26 protein-coding genes are annotated in these 24,247 nt (G+C 72.0%); 15 read left to right on the forward strand and 11 right to left on the reverse strand.

Features of this window, described 5'->3' with window-relative positions:
- Positions 1-25 precede the first annotated feature (25 nt).
- Both fdxA and dapC read left to right on the forward strand, forming a co-directional pair.
- On the forward strand, positions 26-346 hold the full coding sequence (gene fdxA / locus G3I54_RS17775; RefSeq protein ID WP_065490770.1) for a ferredoxin: 321 nt from the start codon (positions 26-28) through the stop codon (positions 344-346).
- A 115-nt stretch (positions 347-461) separates the two neighbouring features.
- The gene (gene dapC / locus G3I54_RS17780) at positions 462-1,556 is read left to right on the forward strand and encodes a succinyldiaminopimelate transaminase (protein WP_164615842.1); all 1,095 of its coding nucleotides are present in this window, start codon (positions 462-464) and stop codon (positions 1,554-1,556) included.
- 94 nt (positions 1,557-1,650) lie between these two features.
- On the opposite strand, the gene G3I54_RS17785 is transcribed toward dapC, so the two are convergent.
- Together G3I54_RS17785 and G3I54_RS17790 are read right to left on the reverse strand one after the other, a co-directional pair.
- On the reverse strand, positions 1,651-2,133 hold the full coding sequence (locus G3I54_RS17785) for an ATP-binding protein (protein ID WP_164615843.1): 483 nt from the start codon (positions 2,131-2,133) through the stop codon (positions 1,651-1,653).
- Positions 2,134-2,424: 291 nt separating this feature from the next.
- Positions 2,425-3,354, reverse strand: a complete 930-nt coding sequence (locus tag G3I54_RS17790) for a hypothetical protein (RefSeq protein ID WP_343240355.1) — start codon at positions 3,352-3,354, stop codon at positions 2,425-2,427.
- A gap of 61 nt (positions 3,355-3,415) precedes the next feature.
- Between G3I54_RS17790 and dapE the strand changes: the two genes are divergently transcribed.
- Both dapE and G3I54_RS17800 read left to right on the forward strand, forming a co-directional pair.
- On the forward strand, positions 3,416-4,507 hold the full coding sequence (dapE, locus tag G3I54_RS17795) for a succinyl-diaminopimelate desuccinylase (protein WP_164615844.1): 1,092 nt from the start codon (positions 3,416-3,418) through the stop codon (positions 4,505-4,507).
- Between the two features lie 155 nt (positions 4,508-4,662).
- Positions 4,663-5,448 (forward strand): TIGR00730 family Rossman fold protein, encoded by a 786-nt coding sequence (locus G3I54_RS17800; RefSeq protein ID WP_164615845.1) that lies wholly within the window; start codon positions 4,663-4,665, stop codon positions 5,446-5,448.
- Between the two features lie 234 nt (positions 5,449-5,682).
- On the opposite strand, the gene folP is transcribed toward G3I54_RS17800, so the two are convergent.
- Positions 5,683-6,555, reverse strand: coding sequence for a dihydropteroate synthase (gene folP, locus G3I54_RS17805; RefSeq protein ID WP_164615846.1), 873 nt, complete (start codon positions 6,553-6,555; stop codon positions 5,683-5,685).
- Between the two features lie 116 nt (positions 6,556-6,671).
- Between folP and G3I54_RS17810 the strand changes: the two genes are divergently transcribed.
- Positions 6,672-7,082: a cell division protein DivIVA gene (locus G3I54_RS17810; protein WP_239144418.1), complete on the forward strand. Its 411-nt coding sequence runs from the start codon at positions 6,672-6,674 to the stop codon at positions 7,080-7,082.
- Complete coding sequence (locus G3I54_RS17815) at positions 7,079-7,672, forward strand: DNA-3-methyladenine glycosylase I (protein WP_164615848.1); 594 nt, start codon at positions 7,079-7,081, stop codon at positions 7,670-7,672. The genes G3I54_RS17810 and G3I54_RS17815 overlap by 4 nt, the downstream gene beginning before the upstream one ends.
- Before the next feature lie 7 nt (positions 7,673-7,679).
- Here the strand turns inward: G3I54_RS17815 and G3I54_RS17820 are convergent, their stop codons facing one another.
- Entirely contained in the window at positions 7,680-8,492 is an 813-nt protein-coding gene (locus G3I54_RS17820) for an enoyl-CoA hydratase-related protein (RefSeq protein WP_164615849.1), read from the reverse strand.
- A 315-nt stretch (positions 8,493-8,807) separates the two neighbouring features.
- Between G3I54_RS17820 and G3I54_RS17825 the strand changes: the two genes are divergently transcribed.
- Positions 8,808-8,975 carry a DUF3117 domain-containing protein gene (locus tag G3I54_RS17825; RefSeq protein WP_003966491.1) on the forward strand — a complete coding sequence of 56 codons (168 nt, stop codon included), beginning with the start codon at positions 8,808-8,810 and terminating at the stop codon, positions 8,973-8,975.
- An 85-nt stretch (positions 8,976-9,060) separates the two neighbouring features.
- Here G3I54_RS17825 and G3I54_RS17830 read toward each other — a convergent pair whose 3' ends face one another.
- Positions 9,061-9,726: an O-methyltransferase gene (locus tag G3I54_RS17830; RefSeq protein WP_164615850.1), complete on the reverse strand. Its 666-nt coding sequence runs from the start codon at positions 9,724-9,726 to the stop codon at positions 9,061-9,063.
- Positions 9,727-9,904: 178 nt separating this feature from the next.
- Here G3I54_RS17830 and sigE point away from each other — a divergent pair, with 178 nt between their 5' ends.
- The 5 genes from sigE (at position 9,905) to G3I54_RS17855 (ending at position 15,109) form a co-directional block, all read left to right on the forward strand.
- Positions 9,905-10,666 (forward strand): RNA polymerase sigma factor SigE, encoded by a 762-nt coding sequence (gene sigE, locus G3I54_RS17835; RefSeq protein WP_179500089.1) that lies wholly within the window; start codon positions 9,905-9,907, stop codon positions 10,664-10,666.
- Positions 10,663-11,724 carry a zf-HC2 domain-containing protein gene (locus G3I54_RS17840; RefSeq protein ID WP_164615851.1) on the forward strand — a complete coding sequence of 354 codons (1,062 nt, stop codon included), beginning with the start codon at positions 10,663-10,665 and terminating at the stop codon, positions 11,722-11,724. Before sigE ends, G3I54_RS17840 begins: the two co-directional genes overlap by 4 nt.
- Before the next feature lie 89 nt (positions 11,725-11,813).
- On the forward strand, positions 11,814-13,643 hold the full coding sequence (locus tag G3I54_RS17845; protein ID WP_164615852.1) for a trypsin-like peptidase domain-containing protein: 1,830 nt from the start codon (positions 11,814-11,816) through the stop codon (positions 13,641-13,643).
- A 168-nt stretch (positions 13,644-13,811) separates the two neighbouring features.
- Positions 13,812-14,312, forward strand: coding sequence for a sec-independent translocase (locus G3I54_RS17850; protein WP_164615853.1), 501 nt, complete (start codon positions 13,812-13,814; stop codon positions 14,310-14,312).
- A gap of 137 nt (positions 14,313-14,449) precedes the next feature.
- Positions 14,450-15,109, forward strand: a complete 660-nt coding sequence (locus G3I54_RS17855) for a hypothetical protein (protein ID WP_164615854.1) — start codon at positions 14,450-14,452, stop codon at positions 15,107-15,109.
- Positions 15,110-15,246: 137 nt separating this feature from the next.
- Here the strand turns inward: G3I54_RS17855 and G3I54_RS17860 are convergent, their stop codons facing one another.
- The 3 genes from G3I54_RS17860 to G3I54_RS17870 are packed head-to-tail and all read right to left on the reverse strand — an operon-like array spanning position 15,247 to position 18,266.
- Entirely contained in the window at positions 15,247-16,380 is a 1,134-nt protein-coding gene (locus G3I54_RS17860; RefSeq protein WP_164615855.1) for an Mrp/NBP35 family ATP-binding protein, read from the reverse strand.
- A gap of 43 nt (positions 16,381-16,423) precedes the next feature.
- Positions 16,424-16,990 (reverse strand): DUF1003 domain-containing protein, encoded by a 567-nt coding sequence (locus tag G3I54_RS17865; protein WP_164615856.1) that lies wholly within the window; start codon positions 16,988-16,990, stop codon positions 16,424-16,426.
- Positions 16,980-18,266 carry a CBS domain-containing protein gene (locus tag G3I54_RS17870; RefSeq protein ID WP_164615857.1) on the reverse strand — a complete coding sequence of 429 codons (1,287 nt, stop codon included), beginning with the start codon at positions 18,264-18,266 and terminating at the stop codon, positions 16,980-16,982. Before G3I54_RS17870 ends, G3I54_RS17865 begins: the two co-directional genes overlap by 11 nt.
- A 223-nt stretch (positions 18,267-18,489) precedes the next feature.
- Between G3I54_RS17870 and G3I54_RS17875 the strand changes: the two genes are divergently transcribed.
- A complete protein-coding gene (locus tag G3I54_RS17875; protein WP_164615858.1) occupies positions 18,490-19,257 on the forward strand; it encodes a hypothetical protein in 768 nt (255 codons plus the stop codon).
- 94 nt (positions 19,258-19,351) lie between these two features.
- Here G3I54_RS17875 and G3I54_RS17880 read toward each other — a convergent pair whose 3' ends face one another.
- Together G3I54_RS17880 and G3I54_RS17885 are read right to left on the reverse strand one after the other, a co-directional pair.
- Positions 19,352-19,867, reverse strand: a complete 516-nt coding sequence (locus G3I54_RS17880) for a hypothetical protein (protein WP_164615859.1) — start codon at positions 19,865-19,867, stop codon at positions 19,352-19,354.
- Between the two features lie 35 nt (positions 19,868-19,902).
- Positions 19,903-21,030, reverse strand: a complete 1,128-nt coding sequence (locus tag G3I54_RS17885; RefSeq protein ID WP_164615860.1) for a magnesium and cobalt transport protein CorA — start codon at positions 21,028-21,030, stop codon at positions 19,903-19,905.
- A 465-nt stretch (positions 21,031-21,495) separates the two neighbouring features.
- Between G3I54_RS17885 and G3I54_RS17890 the strand changes: the two genes are divergently transcribed.
- Complete coding sequence (locus G3I54_RS17890) at positions 21,496-22,080, forward strand: suppressor of fused domain protein (RefSeq protein ID WP_164615861.1); 585 nt, start codon at positions 21,496-21,498, stop codon at positions 22,078-22,080.
- A gap of 20 nt (positions 22,081-22,100) precedes the next feature.
- On the opposite strand, the gene G3I54_RS17895 is transcribed toward G3I54_RS17890, so the two are convergent.
- Positions 22,101-23,339: an MFS transporter gene (locus G3I54_RS17895; RefSeq protein WP_164615862.1), complete on the reverse strand. Its 1,239-nt coding sequence runs from the start codon at positions 23,337-23,339 to the stop codon at positions 22,101-22,103.
- A 179-nt stretch (positions 23,340-23,518) separates the two neighbouring features.
- On the opposite strand from G3I54_RS17895, the gene G3I54_RS17900 reads away from it, so the two are divergent.
- A complete protein-coding gene (locus G3I54_RS17900) occupies positions 23,519-24,196 on the forward strand; it encodes a DUF6758 family protein (protein WP_164615863.1) in 678 nt (225 codons plus the stop codon).
- Positions 24,197-24,247 lie beyond the last annotated feature (51 nt).

Here is a 24,247-nt window from a genome sequence, read left to right on the forward strand (position 1 = left end):
CGCCCTACCGAGGAGGAACGACAGCGTGACCTACGTCATCGCGCAGCCTTGTGTCGACGTGAAGGACAAGGCCTGCATCGAAGAGTGCCCCGTCGACTGCATCTACGAGGGCCAGCGGTCCTTGTACATCCACCCGGACGAATGCGTCGACTGCGGAGCCTGTGAGCCGGTCTGCCCGGTCGAGGCCATCTTCTACGAGGACGACACTCCGGAGGAGTGGAAGGACTACTACAAGGCGAACGTCGAGTTCTTCGACGACCTCGGCTCCCCGGGTGGTGCGTCCAAGCTCGGCCTCATCGAGCGCGACCACGCGTTCGTCGCCGCACTGCCGCCGCAGAACCAGTAAGCGGCAGCGGCACCACGTGCGCAGCCCGGTCCCGTACGGCTTGTCACCGTGCGGGACCGAGGCGTTTCCCCGTACGGCCGGGAACGGCCTGAGCAACCTGAGAAAGCAGAGTCCCGTGTCCGCAGTCTCCTCCCGCCTCCCGGTCTTCCCCTGGGACAGGCTCGCGCCCTACAAGTCGACGGCCCAGGCCCACCCGGACGGCATCGTGGACCTCTCCGTCGGCACCCCGGTCGACCCGGTCCCCGAGCTGATCCAGCGGGCGCTGGTCGACGCGGCGGACAGCCCCGGCTATCCCACGGTGTGGGGGACCGAGGCCCTGCGGGACGCGCTCACCGGCTGGGTGGAGCGCCGCCTGGGCGCGGTCGGCGTGACCCACGCCAACGTGCTGCCGGTCGTCGGCTCCAAGGAGCTGGTGGCCTGGCTGCCGACGCAGCTCGGGCTCGGCACCGGCGACAAGGTGGCCTACCCCCGGCTCGCCTACCCGACGTACGAGGTCGGCGCCCGGCTCTGCGGTGCGGAGCCCGTCGCCTACGACGACCCGACCGAGCTGGACCCGGCGGGGCTGAAGCTGCTCTGGCTCAACTCCCCGTCCAACCCGACCGGGAAGGTGCTGTCCAAGGACGAGCTGACCCGGATCGTCGCCTGGGCGCGCGAGCACGACGTCCTGATCTTCAGCGACGAGTGCTACCTGGAGCTGGGCTGGGACGCCGAGCCGGTCTCGGTGCTCCACCCGGACGTCTGCGGCGGGCACTACGACGGCGTCGTCGCCGTCCACTCGCTCTCCAAGCGCTCCAACCTGGCCGGCTACCGGGCCGCCTTCATCGCGGGCGACGCGGCCGTCCTCGGCGAGCTGCTGCTGATCCGCAAGCACGGCGGAATGATGACGGCCGCCCCCGTCCAGGCGGCCACGGTCGCCGCCCTCGGCGACGACGTACACGTGTCCGAGCAGCGTGCCCGTTACGCGGACCGGCGCCTCGCCCTGCGCGCGGCCCTGGAGGCCCACGGCTTCCGGATCGAGCACAGCGAGGCGAGCCTCTACCTCTGGGCGACCCGCGACGAGCCGTGCTGGGACACCGTGGCGTACCTCGCGGAGCGGGGCATCCTGGTAGCGCCCGGCGACTTCTACGGCCCGGCGGGCGCGAGCTTCGTCCGGGTGGCGTTCACCGCGACCGACGAGCGGGTGGCGGCGGCGGTCAAGCGCCTGTCCTGACCGGGTCGCCGCCGTGCGGCGGCACAACGCGCCGAGGGGCCTCGGGAGTGCGCACTCCCGAGGCCCCTCGGCGCGTTCCTGGTGCGGCGGCGGATCAGCCGCCGATCGGCAGACCACCCAGCGGCAGGCCGCCCTGGGTGAGGGAGTCGGTGGGCAGACCGCCACCGATGGCGTCCGTGGGCAGACCGCCGCCGAGCGCGTCGGTGGGCAGACCGCCACCGGCGGCGTCGGCCACGCCGCCCACGGCCTGGCCCGCGTTGCCCGCGGTCTGGCCGGCGGTCTCCTGAGCGGCCGGGACGGCCACCGCGGCGGACTTGCCGACGGTCTGGCCCGCGGCCGGGAGCGCCGTGCCGACGAGCCGGCCACCGGTCTCGCCGGCCGCCTGGGTGCCCTGCTGGGCGGCGCTGTCCACGGTGTTGCCGAGCCCGGCGCCGTCCAGCGCAGTCAGGCCGCCCAGGTCCGGGGTCGCCGGGAGATCTGCGGCGCTCGCGGCGCCGGCCGCACCGACCACGGGGGCTGCGCCTGCGGCGATCAGCAGCGCGGCACGAGCGATCCGACGGGTCAGGGGGAGGGACATGATGCTCCTTCAGCGGGTTGTGCACGAATCCGTCTGTCCGGTGATCGGACGCACTGATCAACCGCTTCGGGGGAGGGGAAGGTTGCGGTGGGCAAAGGTAAAGGCTGAGTAATGCGTCCGATAATCCGCAGCGGAAGAACCCGGGCAAACAATCCATACCGCCGGAGTCCGATGAACCGTCACTTCCCTTGCACGGCAAGGGAATCGGAGCAGGCCGGCGAGGCCGTGAGAAGTGGTGCGAAAGGGGCCCCGGACCGAGGCCCGCAAGGTCCGAACGGGTGACGGATCGTACTACTGAACGACCCTGATCTTGACCGCGGACGTGCCCGTTTTCATGCCCTTCGCGCGTTCCGTCCGCCAGCCCGTACCGGCGTCCCAGACCCGGTTCGCGTAGCTCACGCGCTCGATCCGCAGCGCCTCGGACTGCGCCACCGCCCAGTGCGCCAGCTCCCAGCCGCGCCGCGGCGACGCCTTGTCCTCGGAGCGTGTCGCGGTCGCCCGGACGGGCACCGAGACGGTCGACGCGGCGGCGGAGCCGGCGGCCACCGTGCCGGGCAGCACGTCCTTGCCGAAGGCGCGCACCAGCTCGGCCCGCACCTGCCCGGCGTCCCCCGGACCGTCCGCCGTGGCCGTCGACGGGGTGCAGTTCAGCGAGGCCGGCTTGCGCCCGGTCAGCGCGGCGGCCAGCAGCGCGGCGTCCGGCTCGTGCTTCGCGTACGCCTGCGGGAAACCGCTGCGCTGCACGCGCTGCGCGGCCACGGTCAGCGGCAGCCGCGAGTAGCCCGGAACCTCGGCGAGATGGTCGTAGAACTCACCGGCGGAGTAGACCGGGTCCATGAGCTGCTCGGGCGTGCCCCAGCCCTGCGACGGGCGCTGCTGGAACAGCCCCAGCGAGTCCCGGTCCCCGTAGTCGATGTTGCGGAGCGTGGACTCCTGGAGCGCGGTGGCCAGCGCGATCGTCACCGCCCGCTCGGGCATGCCCCGGGTGGTGCCGACCGCGGAGATCGTCGCCGCGTTCACCGCCTGGGCCAGGCTCATCTCGTACGTGTGCGACACCGCGCCGTCCTCGTCGGTGGCCTCCACGACGCAGCGCGGCGGGTTCTTCGACCCGGAGGAGGAGTACTGCACGGCCACATAACCGCCCAGCGCCGCGAGCACGGCGAAGGCGGCCGCGAATCGGAAGAGGCGGCTGCGACGGGCGGGGCTGGCTGTCCGGGGCACGGGCCCACCGTACTGGAGGGCCCGGCCGGGGCCGATACCCCTGTCGCTTAGGGTCGGGTCCATGGCCGACAGCACCCTTGACCCCGCCCTTGACCTCACTCTGGACGGACCGGCGCTCACCGCCCGGCTCGTCGACTTCCCCTCGGTCAGCGGGGAGGAGAAGGCCCTCGCCGACGCGATCGAATCGGCCCTGCGCGCCCTGCCCCACCTCACCGTCGACCGTCACGGCAACAACGTCGTCGCCCGCACGGACCTGGGCCGCGCCGAGCGCGTCGTCCTCGCCGGGCACATCGACACCGTGCCGATCGCCGACAACGTCCCCTCCCGCCTCGACGCGAACGGGATCCTCTGGGGCTGCGGGACCTCCGACATGAAGTCCGGCGTCGCCGTCCAGCTCCGGATCGCCGCGACGGTGCCCGAGCCCAACCGCGACCTGACCTTCATCTTCTACGACAACGAAGAGGTCGCCGCGCACCTCAACGGCCTCGGCCACATCGCCGACGCCCACCCCGAGTGGCTCGCCGGAGACTTCGCCGTCCTCCTGGAGCCCTCCGACGGCGAGGTCGAGGGCGGCTGCCAGGGCACGCTCCGGGTCCACCTGCGGACGACGGGCGAGCGGGCCCACTCCGCGCGCAGCTGGATGGGCTCCAACGCCGTCCACGCCGCGGCCCCGATCCTGGCCGCCCTCGCCGCGTACGAGCCGCGCCGCCCGGTCATCGACGGCCTTGAATACCACGAGGGCCTCAACGCGGTGGGCATCGAGGGCGGCGTCGCCACCAACGTCATCCCGGACGCCTGCACGGTCGTCGTCAACTACCGCTACGCCCCCGACCGCACCGAGGACGAGGCGATCGCCCACGTCCGCGAGGTCTTCGCCGACTGCGGGGTCGCCGAGTTCGTCGTCGACGACCACTCCGGCGCGGCCATGCCCGGCCTCTCCCACCCCGCGGCGAAGGCCTTCATGGCGGCGGTGGGCGGCACCGCCCGGCCCAAGTTCGGCTGGACGGACGTCTCCCGCTTCGGCGGCCTCGGCGTCCCCGCGGTGAACTACGGCCCCGGCGACCCGATGTACGCCCACAAGCGCGACGAGCACGTGGCGGTAGAGAAGATCACCCACTGCGAGACGCGACTGCGCTCCTGGCTGACCGGCTGACCGGCTGACCGGCTGACCGGCTGGCCGGCCGAGGAGCCGACCGGCTGACCGGTGGACGCCCGGCATTCCCCCGTACGTAACCTCCGCCGATCTACGCTGGCCGTACGCAGTACGACACGACCCAGCACGACGCGGGTCGGTGGAGGGAGCGGAACATGGGCAACGCCGAGGACGCACGGATCCCTGAGGGTGCGGAGATTCCCGAGGGCGCGGTCAGCCCCGAGGAACAGTGGCTGGGCCCGGTCCTGCGCCGCAGGGAGCAGGTCCAGCCCGGCACGACCGACCAGCGGCTGCTGGACTCCGAGGGCGACTCCGAGTGGGTGCACACCGACCCCTGGCGGGTGATGCGGATCCAGTCGGAGTTCGTCGAGGGCTTCGGCGCGCTCGCCGAACTGCCGAGCGCGATCAGCGTCTTCGGCTCGGCCCGCACCCCGGCCGGATCGCCGGAGTACGAGGCCGGCGTGGCGATCGGCAAGGCGCTGGTCGACGCCGGATTCGCGGTGATCACCGGCGGCGGCCCTGGCGCGATGGAGGCCGCCAACAAGGGCGCCCGGGAGGCGAAGGGCGTCTCGGTCGGCCTGGGCATCGAGCTGCCCTTCGAGTCGGGTCTCAACCCGCACGTCGACATCGGGGTCAACTTCCGCTACTTCTTCGTCCGCAAGACGATGTTCGTGAAGTACGCCCAGGGCTTCGTGGTCCTGCCCGGCGGCCTGGGCACCCTGGACGAACTCTTCGAGGCCCTGACCCTCGTCCAGACGGGCAAGGTCACCCGCTTCCCGATCGTCCTGTTCGGCACCGCCTACTGGGGCGGCCTGATCGACTGGCTCCGCGACACGGTGGTGGCCGGCGGCAAGGCCTCGGAGAAGGACCTGCTGCTCTTCCACGTGACGGACGACGTGGAGGAAGCGGTGATGCTGGTGACGAAGGAGGTCGGGCGGTAACGGTTTTCAGCCCGCCCGGCTACTTCGAGCCCGCCGGGCCACTTCGAGCCCGTCCGGCCACCTCAAGCCCGCCCGGCGATTGAGGGCATCTTTTCACCCGGCACCTCCCGGACGGGCCCGCCAAAATCAAGCCCGTCCGGCGATTGAGGACATCTTTTCAGCCCCTCCGGCGCTTGAGGAGCGGGGCCTGGGGCAGCGCCCCGGACCCCGCCCGCCGGGCAGGCGGGGTCCGGACTACGCCAGCCCCCGCCGGGCAACGGCCGGCGCCCGATGCCCGGCGATGGACGCCACCATGTCCAAGACCTGCCGCGTCTCCGCCACCTCATGCACCCGATACACCCGCGCCCCCAGCCACGCCGAAACCGCCGTCGTCGCCAACGTGCCGACGACACGTTCCTTCACCGGCCGGTCCAGCGTCTCGCCCACGAAGTCCTTGTTGGACAGCGACACCAGCACCGGCCACCCGGTCTGGTTCATCTCCCCGAGCCGCCGCGTCGCCTCCAGCGAGTGCCGGGTGTTCTTCCCGAAGTCATGACCCGGATCGATCATGATCCCGTCCGCCCGCACCCCGAGCTCCACCGCCCGCTCGGCCAGCCCCACGGTCACCCGCAGGATGTCCGCCATCACGTCCTCGTACGCGATCCGGTGCGGCCGCGTCCGCGGCTCCGCGCCGCCCGCGTGCGTGCACACAAGTCCCGCCCCGTACCGCGCGGCGACCTCCGCCAGCTTCGGGTCCACCCCGCCCCACGCGTCGTTCAGCAGGTCCGCCCCGGCCTCGCAGACCGCCTCGCCCACGTCGTGCCGCCAGGTGTCGACGCTGATCACCACGTCCGGGTGGCGGCGGCGGACCTCGGCGACGAACCCGACCGTGCGGCGCGCCTCCTCCTCGGGGCTCACCTCCTCGCCGGGGCCGGCCTTCACCCCGCCGATGTCGATGATCGCGGCGCCCTCGGCCACCGCCCGCTCGACCCGGGCGAGCGCCGGCTCGTCCCCGAAGGTCGCGCCCTGGTCGTAGAAGGAGTCAGGGGTCCGGTTCACGATCGCCATGATCACCGGCTCGTGCGGCCCGAATTCCCGCCGCCCCAGCCTGAGTGCACCGCTTCGCATCCCGTGTTTCCTCCTCAGATAGTCCGCCTGCGACCCTAAGGCCTTCCGAGGTCGGCCCCGACTGTCCGTGCCGCATGGCACGATCGGAGCCGGACGAGGTTTCCGCCCCCGGGGAGATGCGCGTGTTCTGGTTCTTGCTGCTCACGATGGTCGTGGTCGTCACCGCGGTCACCCTCGCGGTGGTCGGCGGCGGTGGGAGCGCGGTGCTCCAGGACGTCCCGCCCGAGCGGTTCACCGACCCCCTGCCCGCGAGCCGCCCGGTCGGCCGGGCGGACATCGAGGCGCTGCGCCTGCCCATGGCCGCCCGCGGCTATCGGATGGCGGACGTCGACGAGGCCCTGTCCCGGCTCGGCGCCGAGCTGGCCGAGCGCGACGCCCGGATCGCGGAGCTGGAATCCACCCTGGCCGGGGCACAGGCGGCCGCGGTGACGAGCGGCACGGACCTGTTCAAGCAGCCCGGCGACCGGCCCGCGGAGCCGGGCGACCGGGGCGAGAGCCCGGACCGCGCCGAGGAGGACGGCCGATGAGCGCCGCCCTGCCCGCCCCCGACGGCGGGCTCCGCTGCCCGTGGGGCCTGTCCACCGAGGACTACCTCGCCTACCACGACACCGAGTGGGGCCGGCCGGTCCACGGGGACGACGCCCTCTTCGAACGGCTCTGTCTGGAGGCCTTCCAGTCCGGGCTCTCCTGGCTCACGATCCTGCGCCGCCGCGAGACCTTCCGTACCGCGTTCGAGGGATTCCGGATCGGGGCGGTCGCGAAGTTCACCGACGCCGACCGGGAGCGGCTCCTGGCCGACCCGGGGATCATCCGCAACAAGGCCAAGGTCGACGCGACCCTCGCCAACGCGAAGGTGCTCGCCGAGTGGCCGGCCGGGGAGCTGGACGAGCTGATCTGGTCCTACGCCCCCGACCCGGCCGGCCGCCCCGCTCCGCGCGCGCTGTCGGACGTCCCGGCGGTGACACCGGAGTCCACCGCACTCGCCAAGGCCCTGAAGAAGCGCTCGATCCGCTTCGTCGGCCCCACCACCGCCTACGCGCTGATGCAGGCCTGCGGACTGGTCGACGACCACCTCGTGGACTGCGTGGCGCGCGGCGGCGGCAGCGCACCGGGCTGAGCCGCGGCTACTTCCCGAGGTAGACCGGCTTCTCCTTGGCGAGGAACGCCTCCACCGCGATGGTGTGGTCCTGCGACGCGCCCGCCCGGGTCTGGAGTTCGTCCTCCTTCTCCAGGGTCTCCGCGAGCGTGTGCCCCGCCCCGTACGCCATCGACTCCTTCAGCGCCGCGTACGCCACCGTGGGGCCGTCCGCGAGCGTGCGGGCCACCGCCGCCGCCTGCTCGGCCAGCTCGGCCGCCGGGACGACCTGGTTGACGAGGCCCAGCTCCAGCGCGTCCTGCGCGGAGATCGAACGCGGGAAGAACAGCAGATCGGCGGCGCGGCTCGGCCCGATCAGCCGGGGCAGGGTCCAGGACACGCCCGAGTCCGCGGTGAGTGCGACGCCCGCGAACGAGGTGTTGAAGGAAGCGGTGTCCGCGGCCACCCGGTAGTCGGCCGCCAGCGCGAAACCGAACCCGGCCCCGGCCGCGACGCCGTTCACCCCGGCGACCACCGGCTTGGCCATCTCCGTGATCGCCCGCACGATCGGGTTGTAGTGCTCCCGCACCGTGCTCAGCGCGTTCCCGCCGCCCGCCTCGCGGGTGGCCGTGAGCGTGGCGACGTGCTCCTTGAGGTCCTGGCCGACGCAGAAGGCGCGCCCGGTGGCCGTGAGCAGCACCGCCCGCACGCCCGTGTCCGCCGACGCCGCCCGCAGCGCGTCGCGCAGCGCGACCTTCGCCGCGGTGTTCATCGCGTTCATCGCGTCGGGCCGGTTGATCGTGATCGTCGCGAGACCCTCGCTCACGTCGTACAGGACGGTGTTCGCCGGCTCGTCGGCCATTTAGGTATCCCCTCGCTGCTCGGGCATCGTTGCCACTGCAGGCAAGCATGGCCGATGAGAGGCGGGGCAGAGATGTGACCTGCGTCTAACAATTGGCTCTCACCTGGGGGTCCGGGGCGGCGCAGTATCGCAGCCGGATCGCCGAATTGAGTGGTTTTGCGAGAGCGCGTTGCGCAAGCGATGCAGACCGATGTTGGTCATCGGGGTCCTTGATGCGGGATAATGGCGAAGAAGCAATGTGTTCGATGCCGGTGAGGCAGCGCCTGTCATGGGGCCGCCGGTTGCGATGAGCTGGTTTCAGGAAGGGGAACGAGCATGGCGGCCATGAAGCCGCGGACGGGCGACGGCCCGCTCGAGGTGACAAAGGAGGGGCGGGGCATCGTCATGCGCGTTCCGCTCGAAGGCGGCGGTCGGCTTGTTGTCGAGCTGACTCCGGACGAGGCCGATGCCCTCGGCGACGCGCTGAAGAAGGTCGTCGGCTGACGCGGAACGCCCATCACCTTCACCACTGCCCGGTACGGATTCCGTACCGGGCAGTGGTGCGTCCGGCGCGAGGTTCTACGGGTGCTCAGCCGCGCCGGACCGCGCAGAGCAGGCCGTCGCCGACCGGCAGCAGGGTCGACATCAGCTCCTGGCTCTCGCGCACCGCCCGCAGCAGCTCCCGCAGCCGCAGCACCTCGGCCGGCTGGGCCGCGGAGTCGACGGTGCGGCCGTCCGCGAAGACGCCCTCGAAGCAGACCAGGCCACCGGGTCGCAGCAGGCGCAACGATTCAGCGAGCACATCGAGGCTCTCCAGCCGGTCGCCATCGCAGAAGACGAGGTCGTAACCGCCGTCCGCGAGCCGGGGCAGGACGTCCAGGGCGCGGCCGGGGATGAACCGGGCCCGGTTGGTGGCGAAGCCCGCCTCGCGGAACGCCTCCCGGGCGAACTGCTGACGTTCGGGCTCGGGGTCCACCGTGGTCAGGACCCCGTCCGGCCGCATTCCGTGCAGGAGATAGATGCCGGACACGCCCGTGCCCGTGCCGATCTCCGCCACCGCTTTGGCGTCCGCGGCGGCTGCCAGCAGGCGCAGCGCAGCGCCGGTGCCCGGTGACACCGAGCGAAGCCCCAGCTCGCGAGCCCGCTCCCGGGCCACGTGCAGTGCTTCGTCCTCGGCGACAAAGGCGTCGGCGAACGCCCAGCTCGTCTGCCGGTTGGCGGTAATGACCCTCTCCTGTCCCCGTAGTTGGCGCAACGGTGACTGTATCCGCTGGACCCGGGAACCCGCAGATGGGACCGGGCGTTGTGCAAGGAGTGGGGAAAGCGCAGCGACCGGGTCCGCGGATCGGACCGGCGAGCCGCGGTGAAGTCCCGGGTGATGCCCGGCCCCATCAGGGAAAAAGGCTTATCCGGAGCTAACGGGCGAGGTGGCTATGGTAGGGGCTCCACTGGACACCACCAGAGCCGATAGGGGAGGTGCGGCTGCGCCTGTGGACCGGGGAGGGGTGCTGAGGCGCCTGCTCAGGTCGGCCGGTGAGCCGAAATCCGTGACCAACATTGCTGACCGTTCTTCCGAAGACTCCGCACCGACCGCGACCTTCGCCTCTGATGCGGATTCTCAGGCGTGGACCCCGCCCTCATGGGAAGAGATCGTCAGCACGCACAGCGGTCGCGTGTACCGCCTTGCCTACCGGCTGACGGGAAACCAGCACGACGCCGAGGACCTGACCCAGGAGGTCTTCGTCCGGGTGTTCCGCTCGCTGTCGACCTACACTCCCGGCACCTTCGAGGGCTGGCTGCACCGCATCACGACCAATCTCTTCCTGGACATGGTCCGGCGCAAGCAGCGCATCCGTTTCGACTCGCTCGGCGACGACGCGGCCGAGCGGCTGCCCAGCCGTGAGCCGTCCCCGCAGCAGGTCTTCAACGACACCCACTTCGACGCCGACGTGCAGCAGGCGCTGGACACCCTCGCGCCCGAATTCCGTGCGGCCGTGGTCCTCTGCGACATCGAGGGCCTCAGCTACGAGGAGATCGCCGCGACCCTCGGGGTGAAGCTCGGCACCGTCCGCAGCCGTATCCACCGCGGTCGCTCGCACCTGCGCAAGGCGCTCAAGCACCGTTCGCCCGAGGCCCGCGCCGAGCAGCGCTCTCTGGCGGACGCGGTCCTGGCGGGGGAGGGCGGAACGGCGTGAGCGGCACAGGACCCACCCCCGCGGAAGCGCACCTGGGGGACCGCCTCGCCGCGCTGGTCGACGGTGAGCTGAAACACGACGCCCGCGAGCGGGTCCTGGCCCACCTGGCGACCTGCGCCAAGTGCAAGGCCGAGGCCGATGCCCAGCGCCGCCTCAAGAGCGCCTTCGCCACGTCCGCCTCGCCCTCGCCCTCCGAGGGGTTCCTGGCCCGCCTGCAGGGCCTTCCCGGGGGTCCTGGCGACGACGACACCGGCCCCGGCGGACCGTTCGGCGGCCGAGGGCCCTTCGCCGATGAGTTCTTCCCCGGGCTGCGGCCCTCCGGCGGCAGCACCCGCGCCGACACCGCGCCCTCCCCGCTGGACGGCTTCGGCTACCTCCCCGCCACCCACGGCTCCACCGCCGTGCTGCGCGGCGGCGCCGCCTCCGGTTCGGCCTTCCGCATACACGAGGTGGCCCGCGACGCGGACCGCTCGCCCTGGCGGGGGCGGCGCTTCGCGTTCGCCGCGGCCAGTGCCGTGTCCCTCGCGGCCATCGCGCTCGGCGGCACGCTGCCGCTGGACTCCGGCCCCGAATCGCCCCTGCGCGCCGAGGGCACCGGGAACACCGTCACCCCGCTCGACGCCGAGACCCGCGCCGAGAACGGCACCAAGGCGGTCAGCCACCGCGGCGGCGGCGCGCTCGCGGTGACCGGCGACGGCCCGGCGGCCGAGCGGCCCGTGTCCGGCGCGGCCCCGGCCGGGACGAACGGGATGCCTCCGTCGCTCACCGGGACGACCCCGGTGGTTCCGGCCGTCACCCCGCCGGTGAACCGGCAGGCGCCGCCGGCCGTTCCGCCGCTGTTCGGCGGCGCGGCCTCGGGCGTACACCCGTTCACGCTCCCGGTGCTGAATGTGTCCGTGCCGCCGTTGATACGCCCGACGACGTCCGGCGCCCCGCTGCTGGCGGCCGCGCTCGGCGGCGGTGCGGCACCGAAGACCACCCCCTCCCCGGTCACCTCGGGGCCGCCCCCGGGCTCGCCCACCAACGATCTGGCGAGCCCGCTTTCCCCCCGGCCCTGACCGGACCCTGCGCGAGGATTCGCAAACCTGGTTGAATTCCGGTGAGGGACGCCTCTGTGGGGCGTACAGAGGCCAGTTGCGGGGAGAGCATGGACGACGGGAAGCCCACCGGGCCGCAGGCGAAGTGGTGGAGCCGCCCCGCGGCGGACGGCACGGGCCGGGCGCCCGGCGTCACGGCCCCGGCGGACGACGCCCACCCGGCGACGCCCGCACCGGCCCCGTCGGACGGCCCGGTCGCGTCGGACGGTCCGGTCGGCGAGAACCACGAGCCGACCGCCGCGGACCGTGAGCCGACCGCCCAGAGCCCGGCCCCGGTCCCGGCTCCGGCTCCGGCTCAGCCTTCCGACAGCTCCGGCCGGCCGGACGGGCACGGCCAGGAGGTCCCGGGCCCCCGTCCGTCCGGGCAGCCGTTGCATGAGCCCGACGAGTACCGCACCCCGCCCTACGGCGGGCCCGGCCCCTGGGCGCCCGCCCCGCCGGTGCAGCGGCCGACCCCGGCCCACGGCACCGTCGTACCGCCGGGCGCCGGCGGACCGCCCCCGCAGTACGCCGCGACGAACGCCGCTGGCCCCCCGGCCCCCGCACCGGCAGCAGCCCCGCCCCCACAGCCCGCACCCGCCCCCGCCGACGGCTTCACGCCCCCGCACGCCCGGCCCGCCGACACCTTCGCACCCACGCCCCCGCACCCGGGGCCGGGGGCACCCACGCAGCAGCACACGCAGTGGCTCCAGTACGACCCGTGGGGCGCTCCGGGGCAGCCGCTGACCCGGCCGGGGCCTCCCGAGGGCATCGAGCCCGGCGGCAGGAAGAAGCGCCGGGGCGGGGCGTTCATGGGGGCGCTCCTGCTGACCCTGGTCGCCGGCGGCATCGGCGGCGGGGTCGGCGCGTACATCGAGCGCAACGGCGGACTCACCACCGTCGAGCTGCCGCAGGCGACCCGCGACAGCGGCGACCGGGCCCCCGAGAGCGTCGCGGGCATCGCCGCCAGCGCCCTGCCCAGCGTGGTCACCCTGCATGTCAGCGGCACCGCCGAGTCCGGCACGGGCACCGGCTTCGTCCTCGACGGCCAGGGCCACATCCTCACCAACAACCACGTCGTCGCCCCGGCCGGTTCCAGCGGCGACATCACCGTCACGTTCAGCACCGGCGAGACGGCCTCCGCCGAGCTGGTCGGCAAGGACAGCGGCTACGACCTCGCGGTCGTCCGGGTCCGCGGCGTCTCCGGCCTCAAGCCCTTGCCGCTCGGCAACTCCGACAACGTCCAGGTCGGCGACCCCGTGGTGGCCATCGGCGCCCCCTTCGACCTGTCCAACACGGTGACCTCGGGCATCATCAGCGCCAAGCAGCGGCCGATCACCGCGGGCGGCGAGAAGGGCGACGGCAGCGACATCAGTTACGTCGACGCCCTCCAGACCGACGCCCCGATCAACCCGGGCAACTCCGGCGGACCGCTGGTCGACACCCAGGCCCATGTCATCGGCATCAACAGCGCCATCCGTGCCGCCGACAGCGGCCGGGGCCCCGAGGCGGGCGGCCAGTCCGGCTCCATCGGCCTCGGCTTCGCTATACCCATCAACCAGGGCAAGCGCGTCGCCGAGGAGCTGATCAGCACCGGCAAGGCCACCCACCCGGTCATCGGCGTCACGCTGGACATGAAGTACACCGGCGACGGGGCCAAGGTCGGCGCCAAGGGAGCCGACGGCGCTCCCGCCGTCGCGAAGGACGGCCCCGCCGACAAGGCGGGCATCAAGTCCGGCGACGTCATCACCCAGGTCGAGGGCCAGCGCGTGCACAGCGGCGAGGAGCTGATCGTGAAGATCCGGGCCCACCGTCCGGGCGACGACCTCGACCTCAAGCTGACCCGCGACGGCAAGGAGCGGACCGTGACCCTGAAGCTCGGCTCGGCGAGCGGCAGCTAGTGCCGGTCCCCCAGCCGCCCGTACCCGTGGTCGCCCGACCGTCCGTCCGGCGGCACCGCGAGGTACCGCCCGGACACCTTCGACAGGTACCTTTGAGCGGTCCGGGCAGCTGGGAGCCCCGGGCCGCGATCGCACGGAGAACACGCGGAGAACACGAGGAGCAGCAAGGTGTTCAATGACATAGGCGCACTGGAGCTGTTGACGCTCGGGGTGCTGGCCGTGCTGGTCTTCGGCCCCGACAAGCTGCCCAAGCTGATCCAGGACGTCACGCGCACCATCCGTAAGATCCGCGAGTTCTCGGACAGCGCGAAGGAAGACATCCGCTCCGAGCTGGGCCCGCAGTTCAAGGACTTCGAGTTCGAGGACCTCAACCCCAAGACGTTCGTCCGCAAGCAGCTCATGGACGGCAACGACGACCTGGGGCTGAAGGAGATCCGCGAGAGCTTCGACCTGCGCAAGGAGATGGCCGACGTCACCGACGCGGTCAACGGGCGTACCCCGGCCGCATCCGATACCGCCAACAGTGCGGCGAACGGCTCGGCGGGCGCGTCGGCGGACGGCGCTGCCACGAGCCTCACCAAGACCGGCGACACCGCTCCTGACCTGCTGAAGAAGACTCCGCCGCAGCCGCAGCCCGAGCGCCCGCCGTTCGACGCGGACGCCACCTGACGCGCCACCTGACCCCGGTCAATCCCGACTCGCCCGGACGGTATGGCTATTCTCCATCTGTCCGGTTGCGAGGACGCCCAAGCCCGCGGGGGGCGGGCCGCTCCGGATCATGACTGATCGAGGAGGCGGCCGCGCAGATGGAGACGACGAGTCGGATTGATACGGACGGTGTACCGGGCACGGCCACGGCGGAGGAGGTGCCGGCGGCTCGGCGTACCGTCGACGGCTACCTGAAAGCGCCCTTTTCCTGGTACGGGCTGGACGAGGCCTTCACCGGCCCGCGCTGGCTGATGCAGGTCGGCACCGCGGCGGACGGCACGGTGCAGCACGGGGCGGTCGGGCACGGCGACGAGCCTTCCGTGAAGACGGACGGCTCCGCCGACAAGGAGCGGTTCGCCGCGGTGATCACGGTGGCCGCGAGCCCGGTGAGACGCAGCGGCGACGGCACGGGCGTGCTGGACGCCACCACCGTGTCCTCGGCGGCCTGGCTCGCGGGCTCGGGGCTGCTGGCGTACACCTGGCCGCCGCAGATGGACCACTCCCTGCGCGACGACTGGCTGGACCAGCAGACCGAGACGGCGTTCACCCTCGCCGACGACCTCGGCAACGCGCCCTGGTCGACGCTCTCCCTGCCGGTGGACGGGGTGCCGGTGGAGTTCCACTACCGCGAGTCCGAATTCGGCTGGGTGCTCGCCGGGTCCGCCCACGAGGGTGTGCACATCGGGGCGTACGGGCGGGGGATGAGCGCGTACGGTCTGGGCTTCGCGGTGATCAAGGACATCGCGACGTACGCGTAGGGCCGGGGGCGGCCGGCGGGCCGCTTCGTCCTCAAGCGCCGGACGGGCTGGGTGGTGCTCGGCCTCGTCCGGCGCCGCGCGGGAAAGATGTCCTCAAGCGCCGGACGGGCTGATTGTGCTCGGGTTGAGTGGGTGGGTCAGAACTTGTTGCGTGGGGTGATTCCCAGCGACATGCCCGACAGGCCGCGCTGACGGCCGCCCAGCTTCTGCGCGATCGAGCGCAGCGCGCTGCCGGCCGGGGAGTCGGGGTCGGACAGGACGACCGGCTTGCCCTCGTCGCCGCCCTCGCGCAGCCGTACATCGATCGGGATCGAGCCGAGCACCGGCACCTCGGCGCCGACCGTCCGCGTCAGCCCCTCGGCGACCCGTGCGCCGCCGCCCGAGCCGAACACGTCGACCATCTCGTCGCAGTGCGGGCACGGCATGCCCGACATGTTCTCCACCACGCCGACGATCTTCTGGTGGGTCTGCACGGCGATCGAGCCGGCCCGCTCCGCCACCTCGGCCGCCGCCTGCTGCGGGGTCGTGACGACCAGGATCTCGGCGCCCGGCACGAGCTGCGCCACCGAGATCGCGATGTCGCCGGTGCCCGGCGGCAGGTCGAGCAGCAGGATGTCCAGGTCGCCCCAGTACACATCGGCGAGGAACTGCTGGAGCGCCCGGTGCAGCATCGGACCGCGCCAGACCACGGGCGCGTTGCCCGGGGTGAACATGCCGATGGAGATGACCTTCACGCCGTGTGCGGACGGTGGCATGATCATGTTCTCGACCTGGGTGGGCTTGCCGTCCGCGCCGAGCATCCGGGGCACGCTGTGCCCGTAGATGTCCGCGTCCACGACGCCGACCTTCAGCCCGTCGGCCGCCATCGCCGCGGCGAGGTTCACCGTCACCGAGGACTTGCCGACGCCTCCCTTGCCGGAGGCGACCGCGTACACCCGGGTCAGCGAGCCGGGCTGGGCGAAGGGCACCTCACGCTCGGCGGTGCCGCCGCGCAGCGAGCTGGCCAGGTCCTTGCGCTGTTCGTCGCTCATGACGTCGAGGGTCACCTCGACCCGCGAGACGCCCTCGACCCGGGCGACCGCCTCGGTCACGTTCCTGGTGATCGTCTCGCGCATCGGACAGCCGGAGACCGTGAGATACACCGTGACAGCGACTACACCGTCAGGATCGATCTCGACCGATTTCACCATGCCCAGCTCGGTGATCGGGCGGTGGATCTCCGGGTCGTTCACTGTCGACAGTGCCTCAAGCACCGCGTCTTCCGTAGCCATACCGACGATGTTACGGCGCTGGGCCCTACGGGCGGGTAGCGCGTCAGCGGTCGCCTTCGTCACTCTCGGATGTGAGGAGGATCTGCCGGTCCTCCATGTCTCTCACCATGTCCTGGAGTTCCGAGCGGATCCAGTCGCGGGTGGCGACCTCGCCGAGGCCCATCCGCAGCGCCGCGATCTCCCGGCTGAGGTACTCGGTGTCGGCGATGGAGCGCTCGTTCTGCTTGCGGTCCTGCTCGTGGGTGACCCGGTCGCGGTCGTCCTGCCGGTTCTGCGCGAGCAGGATCAGCGGGGCCGCGTAGGAGGCCTGGAGCGAGAGCATCAGGGTCAGGAAGATGAACGGGTACTCGTCCCAGCGCAGATCCTTGGGCGCCCAGATGTTCCACGCCACCCAGACGATGATGATCAGCGTCATCCAGACGATGAACCGTCCGGTCCCCAGGAACCGCGCGATCCGCTCCGAGAACCGGCCGAACGCCTCCGGGTCGTACTCCGGCAGCAGCCGGCGCCGCGGCGACTTCGGCTGGTCGAGCCGGGTCCGCGGCGGGCGCATCAGCCCGGAGGCGCCCGTGGAGGCGGCCTTCGACCGCTCCTCCCGGTCAGCGGCCATGGCGGATGCCCTCCTCGCCGTGGAAGTCGGTCTCGCGCCAGTCCTCGGGCAGCAGGTGGTCCAGGACGTCGTCCACGGTCACCGCGCCCAGCAGCGAACCGCTTTCGTCCACGACGGGCGCCGAGACCAGGTTGTACGCGGCCAGATAGCTGGTCACCGTCGGCAGCGGGGTGTCCGGGGGCAGCGGCACCAGGTCGCTGTCGACGATCGAGCTGACCAGGGTGAACGGCGGGTCGCGCAGCAGCCGCTGGAAGTGCACGGTGCCCAGGTACTTGCCGGTCGGCGTCTCGTCGGGCGAGCGGCAGACGTACACCTGGGCGGCGAGGGCCGGTGACAGGTCCGCCTGCCGGACCCGGGCGAGCGCGTCGGCCACCGTGGCGTCCGGGCGCAGCACGATCGGCTCCGTCGTCATCAGACCGCCCGCCGTGCGCTCCTCGTACGCCATCAGCCGGCGCACATCGGCGGCGTCGTCCGGCCGCATCAGGGTCAGCAGCCGCTCCTTGTCCTCCTCGGGCAGCTCCGAGAGGAGGTCGGCCGCGTCGTCCGGGTCCATCGCCTCCAGGACGTCGGCGGCCCGCTCCTCCTTGAGCTTGCCGAGGATCTCCACCTGGTCGTCCTCGGGCAGCTCCTCCAGGACGTCGGCGAGCCGGTCGTCGTCCAGCGCGGCGGCCACCTCGACCCGGCGCTTGGGGGAGAGGTGGTGCAGGGCGTTGGCCACATCTGCGGGGCGCAGCCGCTCGAACGTGGCGACCAGGTTCTCGGCGCCCTGCCCGTGCTCCTCCAGCGAGAAGCCGCTGACCGCCGACCACTCCACCGTCAGCGTCTCGCCCTTGCGGCGCAGCGCCCCGCCGCGCCCCTTGCGGACGAAGTACTTGTCGATCTCCCAGTCCCGGCGGGCGGGCAGCTGCTGGATGGCCACGTCCAGGACGGTGACCTCCTCACCTTCCTGGCCATGGCCGTCCACCAGCCGGACCCGCCGGTCGAGGAACTCGCCGAGGACGAGCCGTTCGGTGGGCCGCTGCTCGAAGCGGCGCATGTTGACCACGCCGGTGGTGATGACCTGGCCGGACTCGACGCCGGTCACCCGGGTCATCGGCAGGAAGATCCGCCGCCGGCTGACCACCTCGACGACCAGACCCAGGATGCGCGGCGGCCGTCCGCCGACCCGCAACATCGCCACCAGGTCCCGGACCCGGCCGACCTGGTCCCCGTTCGGATCGAACACGGGCACTCCGGAGAGATGCGAGACGAAGACCCTGGGGGCTCCTGCCGCCATGCGCCGCCTCCTAGCTCCGTGCTTCTTCGCGCTTCTCTGTGACCGCCTCCGCGACCAGCGCGTTTCACCGTACGCGGACAGCCGTACGCCGGGATCAGGCTAGCCCGTGCCGCCGCACCGCGCCCCGGCGGACCCGTCCGTACGGCTGGCCGCCGGAGGGCGAGCTCCTCCCGGGTACGCTGCCGTCTGCCACCCCCGATCGCAGTTGAGAGGCAGTGCGCCCGTGACCTCTTTCGCCCCGGCCGTGCGGAACCATCGCCGGACCGCCCTCGCTCTCGTGCTGTGCGGAGGGCTCACCGTGGCCCTGGCCGCCTGCGGCACGGAGGAGGACCCGGACAAGGGGACCAACGGCGTCGCCAAACTCACCGCCGCCGAGATCGACAAGAAGGCCAGAGCGGCGGCCGACGCGGCCAGCGCCGTACGGCTGTCGGGCACGCTCGTCAGCAAGGGCGGCACCTACCGGCTGGAGATGAAGCTCAACGCGAAGGGCGGCATGGGCTCGGTGACCTCGAAGAAGCAGAGCTTCGCGCTGCTGCGGGTCGAGGACGAACTCTTCCTCAAGGCCCCCGCCGAGTTCTGGACCCACGAGGGCAGCTCCGACGCGGGCGGGGCCGCCGACGTGGCGGCTGCCGACAAGCTGGGCGGCAAGTACGTGAAGGTCCCCGAGGGCGACCCCAGCTACCGCCAGCTGCGCGGCTTCACCGACAAGAAGGTCCTGCTCGACGGAGTGCTCGCGCTGCACGGAAAGATCAACAAGGGCGGCCGGGACACGGTCGCCGGGCAGCGCACCATCCAGATCCTGGGCGGCAAGGGCGAGGGCGGGGCGTTCGACGTCTCGCTGGAGGGCCGGCCGTATCCGGTACGGGTGGCCCGGGGCGGCGGCGGGGGCACGGTCACCCTGGCCGACTGGGGACAGGCCTTCCCGCTGGAGGCCCCGCAGGAGGACGACACCGTCGACTACGGCGGCCAGCTCCCCAAGTCCTCCGGCTGATCCGAAGCCTTGGTTCCGAAGCCCTGGTTCCGAAGCGCTCGTTCCGAAGCCCCGTCCCGAAGCCTCTTCCGAAGGCCGGTCCCGGACCGCCGGCTCAGCGCTTGCCGCGCCGCTTCAGCAGCAGCCGGGGGAGCGCGGCCGGGGCCGACTGCCGGGTGGTGGCCCCGGTCGGCAGCGGCACGGCCGCCAGCGAGGTGTCCGGCAGCGCGGTGCTGACGGTGTCGGGCGTCAGCCGCACCACGGTGCACCCGCTCGCCCATCGCTCGGTCAGCGACTCGGCGTCCGGCGCGTTCAGCCGCTTGCCCTTCAGCTCGGCGACCGCCGCCTCCCACTCCTCGGAGCGCGGCGGGAGGAGACGTACGGCCGCGGTCCAGGCGACGATCCGGCCGCCCTTGTCCTTGCTCCGTACGGTCACCTCGGCGCGGCCGCCGTCGGCCAGCCCCTCGGGCAGCGGCTGCTCGCCGGGGCCGCCGACCAGCAGCGCCGCGCCCTCGTGCCAGATGTGCCACACGGCACGGGCCGGCCCGGTGCCCCGCACCCAGACGAGCCCGGACTTCTTCGTGGCCTCCTCGACGAGGGCCCTCTCCAGCAGGTCGGCGGCATCAGTCATGGGCGCGAGCTTACTCAGCGACCCGGCGCGAGGACTCAGAGCCAGCCGTTGCGCTTGAGGATGCGGTGGATGGAGAAGCAGACCGCGCCGATGACGCCCAGCACGATCGGATAGCCGTACTTCCACTCCAGCTCGGGCATGTAGTCGAAGTTCATGCCGTAGACGCCGCAGATCATCGTCGGCACGGCGATGATCGCCGCCCAGGAGGTGATCTTGCGCATGTCCTCGTTCTGGGTGACGGTCGCCTGCGCCAGGTTGGCCTGGAGGATCGAGTTCAGCAGTTCGTCGAAGCCGAGGACCTCCTCCTGGACCCGGGCGAGGTGGTCGGCGACATCGCGGAAGTACTTCTGGATGTCGGGGTCGATCAGCCGCATCGGGCGCTCGCTCAGCAGCTGCATGGGCCGCAGCAGCGGCGATACGGCCCGCTTGAACTCCAGCACCTCCCGCTTGAGCTGGTAGATCCGGCCCGCGTCCGAACCGCGCGGGCTGCCCTTGGCCGGAGTGGAGAAGACATCGATCTCCACCTCGTCGATGTCGTCCTGCACCGCCTCGGCCACCGCGATGTACCCGTCGACCACATGGTCGGCGATGGCGTGCAGGACGGCGGAGGGGCCCTTGGCGAGCAGCTCCGGGTCGTCCTGGAGGCGGTGGCGCAGGGCGCGCAGGGAGCCCTGGCCGCCGTGCCGGACGGTGATGACGAAGTCCCGGCCGGTGAAGCACATCACCTCGCCGGTCTCCACGACCTCGCTGGTCGCGGTCAGTTCGGCGTGCTCCACGTAGTGGATCGTCTTGAAGACGGTGAACAGCGTGTCGTCGTAGCGCTCCAGCTTGGGCCGCTGGTGGGCGTGGACGGCGTCCTCGACGGCCAGCGGGTGCAGCCCGAACTCCCGGGCGATACCGGCGAATTCGGCCTCGGTCGGCTCGTGCAGGCCGATCCAGGCGAAGCCGCCCTCCTCCCGCACCTGGAGCATCGCCTCGTGCGGCGTCGGGGTCGCGGGCGTCACCAGCCGGCGGCCGTCGCGGTAGACGGCGCAGTCGACGACGGCGGAGGAGGCGGACGGGTCGCGGGTGGTGTCGTACGCGCTGTAGGGGGCGCTGTTCTTACGGAGGGACGGGCGCAGGGACGGGCGCACGGCGGCGCGCAGGTCACGGATCATCGACATGGCTGGCTCCTTCACGGAGGGCCGTCGGCGAGGGCGTGGAACAGCCCGGAATGGGGACGTGTGCTCACGTCCGCAAAGCGGGCGGCACCGCGCGGGCGCGATGACGGCGTTCGCTACAGACAGGCAAAATTCGCTACAGACAAGCAAAGACGAAGGGCTCTTCCGCCGCGCGAACCGCTGTCGGGGAGTCGTCCGGATACGACGGCGATGTCGGCCCGGAACGACCGACGAGGCGTCGGATCAACGGGAAGTGCGAGGCACGGAAGAGCGGTTGGTACTGCACGGTCGACTTGGATCCATGGCAGTCCCCACCTCCTCCGGCCGGTCCCCCGTGGGGGACGACGTGTCGTCGGGACGAAGAAGAGCAACGCTTCTGCGTGCTGTCCCGACCGGCGGCCAGGCTATCAGCCGCCCAAGGGCCAATCCCGTACTTTGCCCATTCCCTACGCGATCTATGCTCGCGCCATGGCAGAAATTCTCGCTCTGGTCGAGGCACGGCTCATCTCCGCCCTCGGGGAACCGGACGCCCGCGCCGATGTGACGTTCCTCGGCACGGACCGCATCGAGGTGCTGCGCTTCCTCGACGGCGACGTGGTGCGCTACGCGACGCTCGGCATGTCCGGGCAGCCGATGGCCGACCCCACCTCCCCGCTCGCCGACCCGGTGAAGGGCCCCCGCGCCGAACTGATCCTGTCCGTACGCGGCGGACTCGCCGACACCGACCAGGTGCTGCGCCCGCTCGCCGTGCTGGCCGCGTCCCCGCAGGTCGAGGGGTTGATCGTGGCCGCCGGAGCCTCGCTGGACCTGGGCGAGCCGCTGTGGACCGGGGCGCCGTTCACCTCGGTGCTGGTCGCGGAGTCCGGTGGTCTGGTGGAGGACCTGGAGCTGGACGAGCCGATGGACCCGGTGCGCTTCCTGCCGCTGCTGCCGATGACCCGCAACGAGGCCGCCTGGAAGCGGGTGCGTGGGGCGCAGGAGCTCCAGGAGCGGTGGCTGACGCACGGTACGGACCTGCGCGACCCGCTGCGCACGTCCGTACCGCTGGACTGACCGGCCCTTCCGGGGGACGGTCAGTCGGCGAACACCGCCACGCCGTCCTCCCGCGCGTGGACCGGCTCCAGCTCCTCGGCCTCGCGGGTCAGCGCCGTACGCCGTACGCCCACGACGGCCGCTCCGACGAGGGCGGCGAGCGCGGCCACCACGAACGGGATGTGGATGTCGGTCCACTCCTCGATCTTCGGGGCGAGGAAGGGGGCGGCCGCCGCGGCGAACCAGCGGACGAAGTTGTATCCGGCGCTCGCCACCGGGCGCGGCGCGTCCGAGACCCCGAGGGCCAGCTCGGTGAAGACGGTGTTGTTCATGCCGATGAACGCGCCGGAGACGATGGTGGCGACGATCGCCGTGCTGTGGCTGCCGTACCCGAGGACCAGCAGGTCCGCGGCGAGCAGCACCAGCGAGGCCCCGAGCACCTTGAGCGAGCCGAAGCGGCGCTGGAGGCGCGGTGCGACGAGCACCGAGAAGACGGCCAGCAGCAGGCCCCAGGCGAAGAAGACCGCGCCGGAGCGGTACGGGGTCATGTTCAGCACGAACGGCGTGAAGGCCAGGATCGTGAAGAACGCGTAGTTGTAGAAGAACGCCGAGGCCGCGACCGAGGCCAGTCCGCCGTGTCCGAGCGCCTTGACCGGGTCGAGCAGTGAGGTCTTGACGGCGGGCTTCGGCTGCTCCTTGAGGAACGCGGCGATGCAGAGGAAGCCGATCGCCATCAGCGCCGCCGTGCCGAAGAACGGGTAGCGCCAGCTGGCGTCCCCGAGCAGTGCGCCGAGCAGCGGCCCGCACGCCATGCCGAGGCCGAGCGCCGACTCGTACAGCAGGATCGCCACCGCGCTGCCGCCCGCCGCCGCTCCGACGATCACCGCGAGGGCGGTGGAGACGAAGAGGGCGTTGCCCAGGCCCCAGCCGGCCCGGAAGCCGACCAGTTCGGCGACGGAGGACGAGGTGCCGGAGAGCGCGGCGAAGACGACGACGAGCGCGAGGCCGGCCAGCAGGGTCTTGCGGCCGCCGATACGGCTGGAGACGAAGCCGGTGACCAGCATCGCGAAGGCGGTGATCAGGAAGTACGAGGTGAACAGCAGCGACACCTGGCTCGCCGAGGCGTCAAGCCCCTGGGCGATCGACGGCAGGATCGGGTCCACCAGGCCGATCCCCATGAAGGCCACCACCGAGGCGCCCGCCGTGGCCCAGACGGCCTTCGGCTGGCGCAGGATTCCGGCCCCTGTCGCCCCTTCGTCGAACGGGTCCTCTCCGTGCATGGACTCTCTCCTCCTCAACTTCCGCCGACCCTGACTTCCTCCGGATCGATGCGCTATGCACAGAATAAGTTAGGCAATCTAATAAATGCAAGCTACATCTATTATCCCCGGTCAGGGCCACGCTCCGGACGGGTGATCGTCCTTGACGCGAGGACCGGCGGGGAGGACGGTTGGTCCTTATGAGGGGCGAACCCAGTTGCCCGAAGTGCGGTGGCCGGGTCAGGGCGCCCGGTCTCTTCGCCGACGCTTGGCAGTGCTCCGTGCACGGTCAGGTCCACCCGATGCAGCCGGTCATCCCGCCGAGCGTCGAAGGGCTCGGCGTCGTGGTGCACCGCACGCAGGTCCCCGTCTGGATGCCCTGGCCGCTTCCCGTGGGCTGGCTGTTCACCGGCGTCGCCAGCGCGGGCGACGACCGCAGCGGCGGACGCGCGAGCGCCGTGGCCTGCTCCGGGCCCGGCCCGCTGGGCGGGATGGGCGAACTGCTGCTCGTCGCCGAGGAGCTCGGCGTCGGACTCGGCGCCCGGTACGCCGGAATCGAGGGCCCGGACCCCGGCCACCACCTGAACGTCGACTCCGCCCCCGACGCCAAGGTCCACGCCGCAGGCCGCCCCACCCCGCTCTGGCACGTCAAGAACGCCCCGGAGGACCGCGCCGTCTTCGCGGGCGAGGCACGGGGGCTGTGGCTCTGGGTGATCCTGTGGCCCGAGCAGTCGGGGCTGCTGATGTACGACGAGCTGGTGCTGACCGATCTGCGGGACGCCGGGGGAGAAGTGGACCTCGTGCCCTGCGGAGCCCTCACCCCACGCCTGCTCACCGTCCCGGACGCGCCTCCCCGGCAGGGATCGGGCGAGCGCTAGATCACGTGGGACCGGCGGCTTCCACGGCCCGGGGCCTGGCGTGCGGCGGTT

Origin of the sequence: Streptomyces sp. SID14515 (assembly GCF_010548505.1) — a bacterium.
In the GTDB taxonomy this organism is placed as follows: Bacteria; Actinomycetota; Actinomycetes; order Streptomycetales; family Streptomycetaceae; genus Streptomyces; species Streptomyces caviscabies.